Source organism: Actinacidiphila sp. DG2A-62 (assembly GCF_035825295.1).
GTDB lineage: Bacteria > Actinomycetota > Actinomycetes > Streptomycetales > Streptomycetaceae > Actinacidiphila.
On sequence record NZ_JAYMGI010000002.1, the window covers coordinates 3,706,542 to 3,722,652 of the forward strand.

The following is a 16,111-nucleotide window of genomic DNA, read 5'->3' on the forward strand; positions in this document are numbered from 1 at the left end:
CCGTCTTTCAACTTGGTGAGGCCCCTGTCGGCTTCGTGTTCAAAGGCGCTTCCGCAAGGAACTCAGAAGATCTCGGTAGGGCGGGTGAAAAAGAGCAGCGCCGACCTCGTGGACGACAACCCGGTCAGCTGGCTTCTGGAGTACGTGCAAAAGTGACTGGTCTGGGCTCCCGCCGGTGAGACCTGTTCGGGTTGTCCCGGCTCCTGAGGTGCACACCGCGGAGGGCGTCCACGTTGGGAGTCTCGGAGGCCGGGACCGGCAGCAGTGGATCACGACTGCCGGTCCCGGTTAGCGGCCCTCGATCAGCGCCCGCGTCAGGAAGTCGTTCGCGCGGGTTCCGGGGTGGTGGACGATCTTGGCAAACGCCGTCCGGCCGCCGACATCGAACCGCAGGGCGCGGGCATTGCGGGGCCGGATGATGTGGGGGCGGGTGCCGTCCAGCACGAACCGCACCGCGGGGTGGGTGCAGACGACCACGGCCTCCAGGCCGCGGGGCCCGTCCTGGATGTACGAGGAGATGAAGTCGCCCATACGGCCGGGCGCCTCCCGGCGGGCGATGTCGGCGACCCGCTCCGCGCGCTGCCGCAACTTGCGCTCGGCGATGCCGCCGCGGGCCCGCAGCAGGCGCGCGATACGGCCCTGGTCGATGCGTACCTCCACGCTCACGGGCTCTCCCCCTCCGCCGGGCAACCGCAGTTCGGCAGCGCCACGGTGACGCGCTGCTCCACCCCCATGCAACCGCCTTGCGGCTCCAGCACCCGCCCCTGCCCGAGCGCGAACTGCGGGCCGCGCCGCCGGGTTCCGGTCGAGGGCAGGCAGCACAGCAGCGCGTTGTAGATGCTGGTCAGGTCCACGTGGACGATCTGCGCCGCGGCGGCCAGCTCGTCGCAGCTCGGCGGGCAGCCGGTGTCGTCGACGGTCGGGGCGCACCGCAGGAGCGTGACGACCAGGTCGACCGCGGTCGTTGCCGGCGGCGTGCAGCCGCGGGCGCCCTGGACCTGGCGGTCCTCGATGGGGAAAGCCGTCGATGGGTAGGTGCGTGCGACGTGCACGGTGAGCTGCCCGCCGGGCCCCTCGCCGCCCCCGCACGGGTCGGTGCAGCCGTCCCAGGCCGGCGGGCCGGGCACGACGCACGCACGGCACGGACACCCCGGCTGGCCGGGCACCTCGGCCGCCGTGGTGTCGAGGGTGGCGCACACGCAGCCCAGGACGGTCTCCGCGAGCTGGTGCAGTGCAAGGGGGCTCAGGGCCATGTCGTCACCCGGGGACGCTTGTAGTCGGGGCTGTAGACCCGCGAGGGGGACGCGAGGCCGTGGGGGTTCACGGTGGTCAGCCACAGGTCGACCAGCGGCACGCCGGTACGGCCGGAGGCGAAGACCACGGTGGGGTCGAAGTCAGAGACGGTGACGCCCTGGCGGGTCGTCACCGTGCTGCCTTGGCGGGCGAGCTTGGTGACGTTGCCGGGCAGGCGGCACGGCCCGCAGGACCCGGCGGGCAGGCACGTCTTCACCAGCTCGCACGTCAGGTCCGACACGGCGGCGATCGCCGCGGCGTCCAGCGGCAGGCCCCACCGGTAGGTGACGGTGAAGGTGCCCGGCGCCCCCTCGGAGGCGGCCATGTCCTGGCAGGTGGGCCAGCACTCCCCGTCGGTGCGCACGAGCAGCCCGGGGGCGTCCACGCGGTACGCCTCGGGGACCAGGTCCTCGCCGTCGACGGCCACGCTCAGGACGTCGTACACCGGGCCGGGAAGCTTGACCTCGCACAACTCCCCGCACGAGCACGACGAACGGCACGCGCACGGCGAGGCGTTGCGCCACATGCCGTCAACGCCGATGTAGGGCACCCAGGGCCCGGCCCCGGCGCCGGCCTGGAAGCTGATGGGGGCGGCGTCGAGGCAGGCGCGGCGGCACGGGCGGACGGTGACCGGGCACGGGCCCCAGCGCATGCCGGACAGACGCCACAGGGTGATCGAGGCGATGCGCTGCCACCGGCCCAGGACGGCCGGGTCGAGGTCGTCGGGCAGATCGCAGCACAGCTCTACCGGCCACGGGTCACACGGCCCGATCTGGAGCGGCATCAGCGCCTCCCGGTCTGCTCGTACGGGGACGGGGCGGGGAACGCTCGCCGGACGAACTGCCCGACGTGCCCGGCCGCGAAGGAGTCGGGCATCGTCGACAGGAACGGGCTGTTCGGCCCGTAGCCGCGCGGGGCGCGGTGGAGGATCTTCACGTCCCGGATCTCCGTCCCGCCCAGCCCGGCGAGGTTGCCGTACAGGGTGCGCTTGTGGACGACGTCCAGGTGCCGGCCGGCGTCCAGCGCGGCGAGCATCCCCAGCTTGTCCACAGGCATGGGGACGTGCAGCTCGTACGACAGCGGGTCCGGGTGGCCGAGCGAGACGAGCAGGTCGCGGGTCTCGCGCATGCCGCGCAGGTACGGCCCGGACGCGCGGGCGGCGTAGTACGCCTCCACGGTGCGCACGGGGCCGCGGTGGAGGACGGGCATCCCTTCGGGCTGCGGGTGCATGACGAACATGTCGTCGTTGGCCAGCACGAAGACGTCGCTGACGTCGGGATGCATGCACGCCGCGCGCACCGCGGCGGTGGTGTTCTGGTACTTGGTGCCGTCTTGGCGCATCGGGAGGTGCTCGACCTCGACCGTCCACCGGGGGCGGTGCCCGATCAGCCACACGCGGCGGTGCGGCAGGTGGGCCGCCCACGAGCGCAGCGCGTAGCGCAACGGCTCGTTGGCGGCCTCCTCGCGCACCGGGACGACGATGTCCGGCGCGTCCACGCTCAGGACGCCAGGCACAGGCCGCCCTGGACCGGGGTGTACTCGCACACCGGCTTCGGCGGCGCCACGGTCGTGACGAACGTGCGGCGGTGGCAGTTGCTCCCCAGCGGCGTCAGGAGGGTGCCCGCGGTGCCGGCCGCGTCGATCGGCATCACGTCGTACGGGCCGACGCCCCAGCCGCCCCCGGCCCGCGTGGAGCCGGTCAGGGTCAGCGTCACGGCGTCGGAGCCGACTTCCAGGTCGCCGAGCTGCCCGTTGGACACCCACGGCATGAGGAAGTAGATCCAGGCCCCTTCGCCGACGGCGTCCGCGGCGCAGGCTTCGGTGTTCAGGACCTCCGCCCACAGCTCGATCGCGAAGCCGCTGTTGCACTGGATCGAGCAGTCGTCGTAACCGATCGGTCGGCCGTCGAACCCGTAGACCACGGGGTTGCCGGTGGCGATCTCGATCAGCTCCGGCGACACGCTGTAGAAATCCAACTCGATGTCGTACCCGTTGAACGAGGGGCAGCCTTTCTTGAACCCGCACACCTTGCCGTTGGCGGCCGTGTACTTGACGTCTGTGCCGTCGTCGGTGTTGGCGTTCATGGCCAGGCTGGCGAAGCAGTCGAAGACGAACGCGTTGTCGTCACCGCAGATGGGCCGGCCGCAGCCGTCAACCCGGGTGAGCCGCATGACGTCGGCGTTGGCGATCAGGGGACAGGTCATGCCGGGAACCTCCATACGACTCCTGGAGGCCCGGCCCAAAACCAGCGGCAACCCGGTCACCGCCGGGCATGTTCCCAGGCTAGCGCCGATGCGGACGATTGGTCGCGAACGGCCGCGAGGTTGACATGCAGCAAGCTGTAGCGGCGATCGATCACAGGCGACTTGTAGGCTCATCGACGTCGAGCACGGCTCAGGGCGGAACTTTTCTCCGCCGCGGCTGACAGCACAATGCCCGTATGTCCGATCGGTGAATGCTCCGCACTATGAAGTGGCCGGCCGGGATTCGGTTTCCCCTGACCGGAACGGTCGAGCTTCACACGATCCGAGCCGGCGCTTGCAGGCGCCTAACAGCTAAGTCCGACTCGACCGTAGAGACGCAGTAGCTACTGGGGGCGTGGGTCGCTCCGGCACGGCCACTTCCGCGGGAATCAATCGCTATCGGTGAGGGACCCGTCGCCGTTCTCGTAATTGGCCAGGGCCAGACCGAGACCGAAGAAGGTCGGCGCCCACTCGCCCACGAAGATTCCCCATCGGTCAGCGCGCGCGAGACCGGTGCCGGGTTCCGCCTTGAGCGAGGTCGCCCATGCGGCCACAGTCAGGCCAATGGAAGTGAATGCAGCCATGTACGCATGCTCACTCCGAAGGCCCATATCGTGCAGCTTTTTGACCATCATGGTGGCTTTCACATCCCCGAAGTACGAGTTGCGCCGCGGGAATCCCGGTTGCTACTCCTCTTCCGCCATGGGATCAGGCCGAGAAGACCGAGAAGACCGACCAGGCCCCACAGACCGTCGTCGCCGTCATCGTTCCCCTTGTCCTGCGTCTGAGCCAGCGTCATCACGGCGGATGGCGGGGCGCCCTGACCGCGAGCGCTTTCCGCGAATGCTGCTCCTGCTGGCGCGAGGCCGAGCAGAAGCGCGATGAGCACAGTTCCCGCCAATCTGCGCATGTCTTCTCCCTTAGTCGTCGCTGCAACCCGGGCCTGAAGTCCCAGATGATGGTCATTTATACACAACTGCGACACACGGACTCGTCGGGCGACCGCGGCTTGCGGCATCAGGTACGAAAATTAACTCGATAGGTCGAACGCAGCACCTACCAACACCTCATGCGATATTCAACCAAATGCTCGGTAGGGAGTCGGCTTCAATCGGCGGCCTTCGCTGCTTCCGTTTTCAGGCGGGCCCGTCGTTGCCGCCCTCCTCCGGAGCGGGGCCGCCGTCGTTGGCGATGAACTTCGCGGCCCGCGCGTCAGCCTTTTGGCGGCCAGCTTCCAGCACCGCCGCGTACTCCTCGGCGGTCACCTCGCGGTACCCCTCGGGGACGCTGCTGTCCCCCAGCGGGCCGCCGCCGGTCTCGATCGCGCCGGAGTCGTCCGGCGCCAGGTAGTACCTCTTGCTCATGGTGTTCTCCAGGTCACGTCTGGGTGGTGGTGTGGTAGGCGGCGTCGGTGATCCACGAGTTGATCGTCAGCGACCCGGCCTGGACGCGGACGGCGGGCCATCCGACGAGGCTGAACGGCGCGGCCGGGTCCATGTTGAAGCCGAACTCGTGCCACGTGCCGTTGTCCCGTGCGCGCCGCGCAGCACCCGGGGCGGTGAGCAGCCCCCACAGCGGCCGGGCAGTGGCCGCGCCACCGCCCCAGGTGTAGATGTACCCCAGCTCGAAGACGGCCGTTGACGTGTAGTTGATGTCCCACGTCGCAGCCACGCAGGCGTCGAAAGTCCAGTTCCGGCAGTCGTTGCCGAGGAAGTTCGCCGGGTAGTTGAACTGGAAGTTCGCCCCGTTGGAGATGATGACCCACCCGCCGGCCGGGGTGAGGGGCGTGGCCCATCCGCCGTTGAAGTGCTCGACGTAGATGGACTCGGCGGCCGAGTAGTGCTCGGGCGGAGTCCACAGGGTGCCGTCCGGGTCGCAGTGGAGCGTGGAGTGCGTGGGCGCGTCACAGGCCCAGTCGGTCGCCCATGCTCGACTGCCGCCGACTGGGGCCACCGCCAGCGGCGAGGCCGCGGTGCCCGCGCCGGTCAGGCCGCAGCCGATCTCCAGCGGTGGGTCCGGCGGCACGAACAGCTTGCCATCCGCCCCGAACTCCAGCTGGTTGCCGGTGTCGGCGGACGGGGCGACGACGAGGCCGCTGGCGTTCTTCGCCAGACCGTTCGCCCCCGGGGCCACGATGACGTCGGCCATCACGACGAACGGGGACGCGGCCGTACCGGCGCCGCTCACTGTGGTGTCGACGGTGTTCGTGTCGCCGGCCTGCAGCGCGGTCGCGGCTCCGGCCGGGGTGAAGATCCCACCGTCCGTCCCGATGGTGGTTGCGTTCCCCGCGTCCGCGCTGAATTCCACGCCGAACGTCCCCGTGGCCGGGTCGTACGTCGCCGGGCCGGTCGCGGAGAAGCAGCCGCGTACGTCGTCGCACTCCAGGTGCAGCCCGTTCGCGCTGGCCGACAGCAAGTTCGTCCCACCGCCTGGCGGCGCGGGGTCCAGCTTGACCGCGGCGGTCACGTCGTACGGGTCCGCGGTCGTGCCGGTCCCGGACAGCGTCAGGTCCACCGTCGAAGAGTCCGTGACCGCCAGGGCGGTCGTGCCTCCGCCCGAGGCCGGCGGGGCGAACAGGCCACCATCGGTGCCGAAGCCGACTGCGTTCCCGGCGTCGGCGGACAGCCGCGCCGTGATAACCCCCGTTGCCGGGTCGTAGGCCGCACCGTCCCCAGCGGAGAAGCACGTCCGTACGTCGTCGCACTCCAGCGACAGCCCGCCCGGCCCCGCCCCAAGGAGGTTCGTCCCGCCGCCGGGCGGCGCGGGATCCAGCACCACGGCGGCGCTCACCTCGTACGGGTCCGCGCTCGTGCCGGTCCCCGACACCGACACGTCGACCGTAGGCGAGTCCTGCGCCTGGACGACGGTCGGAGCAGCCGCCGCCGGGGCCGGCGTGAACAGTCCGCCGTCCGCGCCGAACGTCGTCACGTTCCCGGCGTCGGCGCTGAGCTTCGCGCCGATCTCGCCCGTCGCCGGGTCGTACGTCGCGCCGTCCCCAGCGGAGAAGCACGTCCGTACGTCGTCGCACTCCAGCGACAGGCCGCCCGGCCCCGCGGCGAGCAGGTTCGTCCCGCCGCCGGGCGGGGCCGGGTCGAGGATCACGTCCGCGCTGACGACGTACGGATCGGCGGGGGTGCCAGTGCCGGCGACGGTGGTGTCCACCGTGTTCGTGTCGCCAGCCTGCACGGGAGTGGGCGTGGCCGTACCGGCGCTGATGACGTAGGGGGTGGTGGGTGAGCCGTTGCCGTCGACGGTGACGCCGGGGCCGGCGGTGACGGCGCAGGTACAGCGCGGGGCGCCGCAGCATGAGGCCATGAGGAAGCTCCTCGGTGATGAAGGGGAGGAGCGCCCGGCCCACAACCAGCGGCGTCACATCGGAGTGTAGGCGCGCGAGCGCGCCGGTCAGGGGGCCACGGCGTGCGCGTGGACGGTGACGCCCTGGGCGGCGACGCCGGGGCCGAGGACGCTGATCCCCAGCACCGTGACCCCGGTGGTCACCAGCACCTCGAACGTGGTCGAGGCCGCGGTGTTGGAGATGATCCGGGCGGTGCGCACGCCGACCGAGGCGGCCTCGATCGCGTGCGTCACCACAGGGGGCGCGGCGAACGCCCCCACGGGCCAAATGAGGGTCACGCGGCCGCCTGAGTCGGTCACGCCGGTGGCCCGCTCGACGCGCTGCGGCGCCTCGTAGTCCCCGGCCGTGCCCATCAGATCTCGCGCGTGGAACTGACGAGGAAGTCCGACCCGGCAACTCCGGTGAACACGAAGGCGTCCTGTAGCGACTCCCCGCTCTTGCCTCCCGTGTCCACGCCCCACGTCAGCGACGTGCCCGCCACGACCGCCACGGCCGCGCCTGCGCCGATCGCGACGGTCGGACTGCCGCCGTAGACGACGAGGGTCACCGACCGGGCGCCGGCCGGGATCGTCACGTTGCCCGCACCGGTCTGCCGCTGGAGCGTGGAGTCGATCAGCGGGGCCGTCGGCGCCGAGCACCGCTGGACGGTTCCCACCGCGGCGTACGGGGTCCCGTCCAGGGTCGTGTCGATGTGGCCGAGGGTGCCGGTGTCGTCCAGGACGTACCGGCGAAGGAAAGCTCCCGCCGAATCGCACAGGATCTCGTACTCCAGGTCCGGTCTACCGGCGACGCTTCCGCTTGTTCCCGCCATCGGTGTCCGCCTCCTGCGTCTGCTCGTCGCTCACCTGTGGTACCCCGAGGGCCGGGGCTGCCTCGGCGGCTGCCGCCACGGCCTGGTCGTGCTCCTGGGCGGTGATCTTTTCGTGCCCGGCGTCCGCGAGGACCTGGGCGCCGTCGTCGGTGAGGTTGCCGTACTGCGCCACCCCATGCAGGGTCCGGAAATAGCGCATGCTCATCGCTGTCTGCCCCTTCTCAGTCGGAGATCTTGTTGAAGGCGACGGAGACGTTGGAGGCCAGCCCGTCGCCGACGGCATAGGTGCCGTTGAACTGGGCCCAGGCCTGGACTCTTTGCCCGGCGGTGAGCTGCATGCGGTAGGTGAACGTGACCGAGCCGTTCTGGCTGTTGCCCATGTACGCCGGAGAGGCGTCGGCATCTTGGAGGGTGAAGACGTTCGTCATGACGACGCCCGTCTTGAGCCGGGTGCCGTCCACGCCTACGGCACCGACGATGGTGTAGTCGGCGGTGGCGCGGGGGTAGGCGATGCCCGCGTAGCCGTCCACGTACGCCTCGATCAGGTACACGCCGTCTTCGGGGACCACGAGCTCCTGCCCGAGGTTCCACACCCCCATGCCGCCACTGATGACGGTCTGGGCGCCGCCCTGTGCCCACGGCGGGGACAGGCGCGCCCCCACGTTGAACGTGCCGGCCGGGGACTCTGTCACGTCCACGTCCACGGACCGGGCGGAGCCGACCGGGGTCGGGGTGCCGCCGGTGACGGGCGCCACGGTCGTGTCCGTCGGCGTCGGCACGAACAGGTTGCCGTCCGTTCCGATGCCGAGCTGGTTCCCCGCGTCGGCCGACACCTTGACGGCGGCGGTGAGCGGTGCCGCCGTGCTGCCGTCGCCTTCCAGGTCCACAGTGGGACTGTCCGCCGTGGTGATGGAGGTGAGGCCACCGCTCCCTCCGGTGCTGCTCCCGCCGCAGCACCACGCCTTTCCGGCCATGCCGTACTCCTTCGCTTGATAAGGGCGGGGCCGGCCGTCCGGCCCCCGGTGGAGGGTGGTTATGCCGTGTAGGTCCACAGCAGCAGGTAAGAGGTGCCGGCGTCGGCGCCCTCGAACGCGGCCGCGTCCATCAGGCCGTCACCGCCGGTGGACCATGTTCCGGAGACCCCGGCCGGGAACGGCACATCGGTCCCGGAGCTGAGCGTGGCGAGTGCGGTGCCGCTGTGGACGATCAGGGTCACGGACTGGAGGCCGGGGAACTCGGCGACAAGGTCCTGCGGGGCCGTGCCCGTGACCGAGCGGGCGCCCGTCAGGGTCTTGGTGGCCCCGGGCCCGGAGGAGTCGCCGGGGCAGTCCATCGGCGCGGCCGGGGTGATCGGCTGGTCGAAGTCGCCGTCCTGCCATGTGCCGAGGAGCAGCGGCGCGTCGTCGGGGTCGGTGGTGTCGACGGACCACAGCTCGACGTACCGGGTCTCGGCGGTGCCGTCGTCGTCCTCGTCGGAGCAGCCGCACCGCTCCACGAGTTGCCGGCCGCTGGACGCCGCGTTACTGGGGCAGACGGTGACGCTGCCCCCGGCCGGGATGGTGGCCGGGTCTCCGGTGACCGCGTCGACCAGGCGCGGCGCCCCGGTCGCGACTCCCGCCGTGTCGTAGACCTGCTCGGCGCGCACGTGCTGCGCGACCGCGCCGGTGCTGTCGAGGATGCACAGGGGCCAGGTCTCGACGTCGAACCCTGCGTCGCCGCCGGTGCCGCCGGGGCACGGAACGATGGTGGAGGTCGCCGGGATGCCCGTCTGGGGGTTGCCGTCTCCGTCGAGGTAGGTGACCGTGCCGTCCGTGCAGGTGGTGCGGAGCCACTGCTCATAGGCGGTCGCGTCGACGTCATACGTCGCCACCAGGTGCATCATCACGCCCGCGGCGCCGCTGCCGAACACCGTTTCACGGACGTGGACGTACAGGGTGTTCGTGCCCGCCTGCGCCCCGGGCACGGCGGCCGGGCCGAAGGTATAGGGCGCCTGGGCGTGGTTGCGGTTGACGGCCTGCCAGTCGCCGTTGTTGAGCCGCCATTCCACGGCGACCTGGTCGGCGTTGAGGACGGTGGAGCTGATCTTGATGGTGGCGGGGTCCGCGAACGACGGCAGCTCGAAGGAGGCCCGCGCGTACCAGTCCGCGTTCGCCGCGGCGATGGTCGGTCCCTCGCCGGGCAGGCCGGTGTTGGCGACTCCGCGGTCAGGGTGCGGCGCCACCCAGTGCGCCGTACCGCCCGACGTCCCCGGGTCGGCCACGGTCCACCCCGGGTAGACGCCGACCTGGTACATGTCGAACCAGGGGCCGGCGAGGCCGCCGGAGGACCACTTCCACACCTGATCGACCGTGCCGTCCGTGCGGTTGTCCGCGTTGCTGATGAACTCCACGACCCCGGAGGGGCGTACGCACAGGGGGGTGCTCGTGCAGTCCACGGGGCGGCACTGGCCCACGGTGCCGGCCGGGTCCGGGACGTAGTCGGCACCGTCGAGCGTGTAGTCGCTGTACCCGGTGATGACGCCGGTGGCGTCGCGGCGGTAGTCCCGTACGAACTCCGTGACCGTGCCGTCCACGGCGGTGTGGCACAGGCTCACCGCCTCGGAGGTCGGGCAGCAGGCCGGCTCCTGCGGCGGGTCCACGGGCTGGCACTGGTCGACGGTCCCGGCCGGGAGGTAGGGGGTGACGCCGTCCAGGAGGGTGTTCGTCACGGTGGGCGTGCCGTCGCAGGAGCGGCAGATGTGCCGCAGGAACGGGCCGCCGGGCACGACCGACACCGCGCCCGCCCAGTAGGTGAAGAAGATCCCGCACCGGGCGACGCGGCTGTTCGGCGCGGGCGCCGTGGTGAAGGTGGTGACGGCGCTGGTGGTGCGGAAGCGGGCGCTGCCGATCACCTGCGGGTCCGTTGTGTAGGAGCACGGGTCGGCCGGGTCGCCGTCGGACGTGCGGGTGAGCACGCCGGTTGCCGGGTCGTAGGCGTACCCGGTCGGCAGCGAGACCGGCTCCAGGCCGGCGGGGAGCTGCGCGGTGTTGAGTGCCGGTTGCGTCGCGTTGTACGCGACGTAGACGGAGAACTCCACGAACGAGGGCCGGGAGAACGTCCACTTCGTCGGCGTGGTCACGGCGAGGGGGAAGGAGGGCATGCCCCACCAGGAGCCGTCCGCGTTGGTCCTCTGTGGCGAATACGTGGCGTTGGTGGGGCTCGTGGACGTCCAGCTCACGCCGTTGGACAGGGTGCCCGAGGCGGCCGTCCCGGTGATCCGCACGGGCGCCGCAGTGGGCACGTCGCACAGGAGCAGCGTCTCGCAGTCCAGACACTCGGGCGCCGCCAGGGCCGGGGGCTCGGGGCAGCTTCCCTCCGTGCCGTTCACGTCGTAGAGGGTGACGCCGTCCAGGGTGGTGTCGGTCCTGACCAGCGTGCCGGTGGCGTCCCGGCACAAGGTGCGCAGGAACGGGGTGATGCGGTCTGCGGTGACGGTGATCTGCCCGTACTGGCTGCTCTGCCCGGACGGCTGCGTGCCGACTACGACCGGCGCGGTCATGGTCTGCGCGGTCTGTGCCTCGATACGGAACGTTGACTGCCCGGCCTGCGTCGCCGAGGCGGTCGGGGAGATCGTGCGGGTGGCCGCGTCCCACGCGTGCTGGACAGTGTTGAGGCCGTCCAGGTACCAGCCCGCCGGGATGCGTAGGGGCGCGGCGGTCGGCCCGGAGAACCGCACGCTGTAGGTGATGGATACCGGCCGGTCAAAGTCGAACCGCTCGGGCGTGGTGGCGTTGTCGGCGCCGTACCAGCCGCCCGGGGCGGCCCCATCGGCACCTCGGCGCATCCACCGAACGCCGTTGGTGAGGTCCTGCCACGCCTCCGTAGGCACGCCGAACGAGGGGAGCACAGCCGGCACGTCCTGCTCGACGTCGCAGAGCTGCTGCGTCTCGCAGTCGGCGGTCTGGCAGACGCCGACGGTGCCGGTCGGGTCCGGGGTGTAGGGGGTGCCGTCGAGCAGGTAGTCCGAGTGCGCGGTGATGGTGCCGGTCTCGTCCCGGCGGTAGTCGCGGACGAACTGGGTGACCGTGCCGTCCGTGGCGGTGTGGCACAGGACCACGGCGTCCTGCTCGGGCTGGACGGTGCCGGTCGGGCACGTGGTGACGGTGACCCCGGCCGGAGGCATGTAGGTGGCGCCGGTGACGGCGTCGACCAGGCGCACGTCCGCGATGGCGCCGGTGTCGTCGTAGGTGTACTCCACGAGCACCAGGGCGACGACATCACCGGCCGCGTCGACGGCGCAGAACGTGCCGGACACCTGGATCGAGCGGGAGTCGCCGCAGGCGACCGTGCCGACCGGGACTGCGCCGGCCGTGAACGCCCCGGTGGCGAGGTTCAGCCACCCCTCGGAGACGGTGGCGCCCGTGCAGTCGCGGGTGATCGTGACGGCGATCGGCGTGCCGTCCGCCAGGCACAGACCGACCGAGGTGACCGGGGTGGTGGGTGAGGCGCAGTCCGCGTCACCCGGGCACGGGACGATCAACGCGTCAGCGACGACCTGCCCGGTGTTCGCGTCGCGGACTGTCGGCATCCCGGTCACCGGGTCCAGCGTGACGAACCCGACCAGCGGGCCGTCTGCGGTGGCCGCAGGGCTCACCTGGACGGCGAAGCTCACCGTGCTGTCACCGGACATGGTGACGGCCGTGCCGTCCGTGAAGTCGAGCCGGTCGAAGGCGCCAGGGGTGTCCGTGACGATCGTCCCGGCGAATCCGGCCGTGGCGTGCCAGGTGAGGGTGTGAGGGCCGGCGGTCTGGGTGAGCTGGCCGCCCGCGTAGGTCAGCCCGGCCGCCGCGCCCTCCACGGTGGCGGTGACCTGCTGGCCGCCGCAGTCCAGCGTCAGCAGTGCTTCGTAGCCGGTGGTGACCAGGCCGATCTCACGCCATCCGATGTCGGGGCCTACTGTGCCCTCGGACGTGGGGACCTTCGCGATGTTCGACAGGCGCATCGTGGCGACGCCGTCGACCGGGCTGCCGAGATCCGTCAGGCACGGCGTGGCGTAGTCGCCCGGTGCCGGGCGGCAGGCGTTCAACGGCCCGGTGAACAGCGTGTTCCCGTCCGCGTCGAGGAGCGTCAGCGTCGACGAGCCGATCCCGTCACGGTCGCCGATGGACCCGCCGAACGCGTTCCATAGGTTCACCCCCGTCACGTTGCTCGCGGGAGGCGTGATCGTGTAATCGAGGACCACGCCGGTGTCGCCCTGGAAGTCGTTGCAGTTGACGACGCCCACGCTGGTCGCCGGGCCGCCGGCCTCACCGGTGTCGCCGTCCCAGGTGGAGGCCAGGCCGGACTGGCTGATGGGCCAGTTCTGCGGGTTGTCCGCCACCGCGGCGCCCGTGATGGCTCCGCCCGTCAGGTCCGTCACCGTTACGGTGCCGCAGGTGACCGGTGGCGTGGAGGGCGCGGTGTAGCAGACCGGGGCTGGTCCGCTGGTCGCGCCGGGGCACGGCACGACCGCGGGCGCGGTCACCTCGGCGCCGGTTTCGATGTCCACGTACCGGACCGTCGTGTCGTCGCAGCCCGCGCAGCGCACCACGGCCGCCGTGCGCACCGTGCCGGTGCCGTCGTCGTAGCAGACATGGCCGAGGACGATCGGCGCGGCGACCTCCTCGGGCGCCCCGGCCGGGCAGTCGACCGGGTTGACCGGCTCGTACGGCATGGTGAAGTCGCCGTCCTGCCAGGTGCCGAGGAGCAGCGGCTCATCATCCGGATTGCCCGTGTTGACGGACCACAGCTCGACGTACCGGACGATCACGCTGCCGTCGCCGTTGACGTCGTCGCAGGCGCAGCGCTCCACGATCTGACGGCCGCTCGCCGTCTCGCCGCTGGTGGGGCCGCACACGCCCACGGTGCCGGTCGACGTGTCGTAGGTGGTGACGCCGTCCAGGGTGGTGTCCGTGACCGTGGCGGTGCCGGTGCAGGTGCGGCAGATGTGGCGCAGAAAAGGCACCGGAACGGGGTGGACGTGAACGGCACCGAAGAACCAGGTTCCGAACTCCGCGCAGGGGGACGCAGTCGACCGCTCACCGAGGTACAGCAGGGTGAACGATTCCACGGGTCCCGCCAGACGGAACCGCGCCGATACGCCCTCTGTCGGATTCGTCAGACCGGCACAGTCCCCGGCACGCGTGTCATCGACCGACACGATGCTCGTGGCCGGATCGTAGGAGTAGCCCGGAGGCAGGCTGATGGGTTCGGCCCCCGGCGGAAGCTGCGCACGGTTACCGCCCACGGTGTCCTCGTACGCGGTCCACATCAGGAACACGGAGAACTCGACCGCAGCTGGCCGGTTGAACGTCCACGTGGTCGGCCCCACCGGCTGGTTCGGGAAGATGGCCGTCCTCCACCAGGCCCCGTCTTCGGTCGCGCGGTCGGACACGTCCGGAGCGTTCTGGCTGCCGGTCACCTGCCAGGCCACACCATTGGCGAGCGTGCCGCCCGAAACATCCAGGCCCTGAATGACCTCATCGCCACCCAGCGGCTGGTCACACAGCAGGACGGTCTCGCAGGAGCACTGCTCCGGCGGCGGGCACGGCTGGAGCGTGCCCTGCACGAGGTAGTCCGCGCCGGTGACCGGGTTCACGGTGCGAGTACCGACCCGTAGCCCGGTGCTGGTGTCGTAGACGGCCTCCACGAGGGCCTGTGCGGCGACTGTGCCGTCCGCCAGCACGTCGCACAGCAGCGACCCCTCAACGTCCATACGCGCCGCGGCGGGTGCGCTGAGCACCACCGGGCTACCGCATCCGCATCCGCTCACAGCGTGATCTCCTTGGTGTACGTGACGGTCACGGTGCCGTCGACGGCGGTGATGACCAGCGGGCCGGTCAGGCGGGCGTGGACGTCGCGGGCGACCGTCCAGGCGGCCGTCTGGCCATCCGTCAGCGGGCTGGGGCCGTCCTGTGTGGTGATCGTTCCGCTGCCCCCGGAGGCGGCCACTGTGACCGCCTGGAGCGTCGGCACGGTCGCGCCGTCCCACGACTGGCCGGGGGCGAGGACGACGCGGCCGGCCTGGACGCCGAACACCGCGGGCGCCCCCAAGTCCTCGCCCGCGTCGCACGGCAGTGGCGACACGGGTACGTACGGGGCGGAGAAGTCCGGCAGGTACGTGCCGAGCGCGGTGAGGGTGCCGTCACAGCTCACCCCGACCAGCTCGACGTACGGCGTCTCGGGGCTGCCGTCAGCGTCGGTGTCGTCGCACTTGCACACGACCTCGACGGTCTGGGCCGGGCAGTCGGGTTCGGCCGGGCACAGCCGCACGGTGCCGGTCGGGTGGTAGCCGGCGCCGTCCAGCAGGTAGTCGGTGTGGCCGACGATCAGCGTGTTCTCGTCGCGCCGGAAGTCGCGGACGAACTGGTTGACCGTGCCGTCCGGCAAGACATCGCATAGCACGACCAGATCGGCGTCAGGTACGGCCTGGCCGGTCGGGCAGGTCCGCAGCTCGCCTTGCAGATGGTACGTCGTGCCGTCGCCCGGGTTGATCAGGCTGACGCTGGCGAGGGTGCCGTCCGCGCTGTAGGCGTACTGGACGAGGGCGAGGCCGAGGACGTTGCCGGTCGCGGGGTCGGTGTCGCACAAGATGCCCGCGAGCTCGAAGGCGCCGGGCGGGGAGCACGCCCCGGTGCCGGCCGGGGGCGCCCCGGTGGAATAGATGCCGGTGGCGAGGTCGAGCCAGCCGTCACGGGTCGTAGTGCCGTCGCACTGCCGGGAGACGACGACGGCGATCGGCGCGCCGCCCGCGAGGCACAACCCGACCAGGGCGAGAGGCGGCGTCGGGTCGCAGGTCGGGCAGGTGCCGACCGTCCCGGACACGACGTGCGGCGTCTGGCCGTCCAACGCCACGTCCACGTACGTCGCGGTCCCGGCGAGGAAGGAGTACCTGCGCAGGAACGGGCCCGAGGAGTCGCACAGCATCACCGTCTCGTCGTCCGGGCACCCGTAGGTGCACTCCACCGGCGACACGGGCACGTACGGCGTGGACGGGTCGTCCTGGTAGGTCAGCAGCAGCGTGGCGGTGCCGTCCGGGGCGAGACACCACAGCTCGGTGTACGTCGTATCCGCGGTGCCGTCGCCGGTGGTGTCGTCGCACCGCTGGCGACAGGTCGTCGCGGCGCACGGCGGCGTCGCCGTCTCGCACGGGGCGGCGTCGGCCGGCGGCGCCCCCGGGGTGTAGACGCCCGTGGTGGGGTCGATCCACCCGACTTGGACCGGATCGGCGGGGGCGGTCCCGCACGTGCCGCACGGGGACCGTACGACGACCAGGACCGTGCTGCCGTCCGCCCGGCACAGCGGCGTCGACGTGATGGACGGGGCGCAGGCGCAGTCACCGGGAGTGCCGGTGCCGCCGTCCGGGCCGCAGGGCAAAGGCTCGACGGGCAC

General features: G+C 71.4%; 15 protein-coding genes. All 15 read right to left on the reverse strand.

What is annotated here, in order from left to right; translation table 11 throughout:
* Positions 1 to 288: 288 nt before the first annotated feature.
* On the reverse strand, positions 289 to 666 hold the full coding sequence (locus tag VSR01_RS16180) for a hypothetical protein (RefSeq protein ID WP_326449909.1): 378 nt from the start codon (positions 664 to 666) through the stop codon (positions 289 to 291).
* Positions 663 to 1,253, reverse strand: a complete 591-nt coding sequence (locus VSR01_RS16185) for a hypothetical protein (RefSeq protein WP_326449910.1) — start codon at positions 1,251 to 1,253, stop codon at positions 663 to 665. The genes VSR01_RS16180 and VSR01_RS16185 overlap by 4 nt, the downstream gene beginning before the upstream one ends.
* Positions 1,244 to 2,077: a hypothetical protein gene (locus VSR01_RS16190; protein WP_326449911.1), complete on the reverse strand. Its 834-nt coding sequence runs from the start codon at positions 2,075 to 2,077 to the stop codon at positions 1,244 to 1,246. The genes VSR01_RS16185 and VSR01_RS16190 overlap by 10 nt, the downstream gene beginning before the upstream one ends.
* Positions 2,077 to 2,808 carry a hypothetical protein gene (locus VSR01_RS16195; protein ID WP_326449912.1) on the reverse strand — a complete coding sequence of 244 codons (732 nt, stop codon included), beginning with the start codon at positions 2,806 to 2,808 and terminating at the stop codon, positions 2,077 to 2,079. Before VSR01_RS16195 ends, VSR01_RS16190 begins: the two co-directional genes overlap by 1 nt.
* The gene (locus VSR01_RS16200; protein WP_326449913.1) at positions 2,793 to 3,497 is read right to left on the reverse strand and encodes a hypothetical protein; all 705 of its coding nucleotides are present in this window, start codon (positions 3,495 to 3,497) and stop codon (positions 2,793 to 2,795) included. Before VSR01_RS16200 ends, VSR01_RS16195 begins: the two co-directional genes overlap by 16 nt.
* 428 nt (positions 3,498 to 3,925) lie before the next feature.
* A complete protein-coding gene (locus tag VSR01_RS16205) occupies positions 3,926 to 4,171 on the reverse strand; it encodes a hypothetical protein (protein WP_326453688.1) in 246 nt (81 codons plus the stop codon).
* An 8-nt stretch (positions 4,172 to 4,179) separates the two neighbouring features.
* The gene (locus tag VSR01_RS37785; RefSeq protein WP_442785478.1) at positions 4,180 to 4,554 is read right to left on the reverse strand and encodes a WGxxGxxG family protein; all 375 of its coding nucleotides are present in this window, start codon (positions 4,552 to 4,554) and stop codon (positions 4,180 to 4,182) included.
* A gap of 118 nt (positions 4,555 to 4,672) precedes the next feature.
* Complete coding sequence (locus VSR01_RS16210) at positions 4,673 to 4,900, reverse strand: hypothetical protein (RefSeq protein ID WP_326449914.1); 228 nt, start codon at positions 4,898 to 4,900, stop codon at positions 4,673 to 4,675.
* A gap of 13 nt (positions 4,901 to 4,913) precedes the next feature.
* Positions 4,914 to 6,851: a hypothetical protein gene (locus VSR01_RS16215; protein ID WP_326449915.1), complete on the reverse strand. Its 1,938-nt coding sequence runs from the start codon at positions 6,849 to 6,851 to the stop codon at positions 4,914 to 4,916.
* Positions 6,852 to 6,938: 87 nt separating this feature from the next.
* Complete coding sequence (locus VSR01_RS16220; RefSeq protein ID WP_326449916.1) at positions 6,939 to 7,244, reverse strand: hypothetical protein; 306 nt, start codon at positions 7,242 to 7,244, stop codon at positions 6,939 to 6,941.
* The gene (locus VSR01_RS16225; RefSeq protein ID WP_326449917.1) at positions 7,244 to 7,702 is read right to left on the reverse strand and encodes a hypothetical protein; all 459 of its coding nucleotides are present in this window, start codon (positions 7,700 to 7,702) and stop codon (positions 7,244 to 7,246) included. The genes VSR01_RS16220 and VSR01_RS16225 overlap by 1 nt, the downstream gene beginning before the upstream one ends.
* On the reverse strand, positions 7,671 to 7,907 hold the full coding sequence (locus VSR01_RS16230) for a hypothetical protein (protein ID WP_326449918.1): 237 nt from the start codon (positions 7,905 to 7,907) through the stop codon (positions 7,671 to 7,673). Before VSR01_RS16230 ends, VSR01_RS16225 begins: the two co-directional genes overlap by 32 nt.
* A gap of 16 nt (positions 7,908 to 7,923) precedes the next feature.
* Positions 7,924 to 8,676, reverse strand: a complete 753-nt coding sequence (locus VSR01_RS16235) for a hypothetical protein (RefSeq protein ID WP_326449919.1) — start codon at positions 8,674 to 8,676, stop codon at positions 7,924 to 7,926.
* A gap of 59 nt (positions 8,677 to 8,735) precedes the next feature.
* A complete protein-coding gene (locus tag VSR01_RS16240) occupies positions 8,736 to 14,492 on the reverse strand; it encodes a hypothetical protein (protein ID WP_326449920.1) in 5,757 nt (1,918 codons plus the stop codon).
* Positions 14,489 to 16,111, reverse strand: coding sequence for a hypothetical protein (locus tag VSR01_RS16245; RefSeq protein ID WP_326449921.1), 1,623 nt, complete (start codon positions 16,109 to 16,111; stop codon positions 14,489 to 14,491). Before VSR01_RS16245 ends, VSR01_RS16240 begins: the two co-directional genes overlap by 4 nt.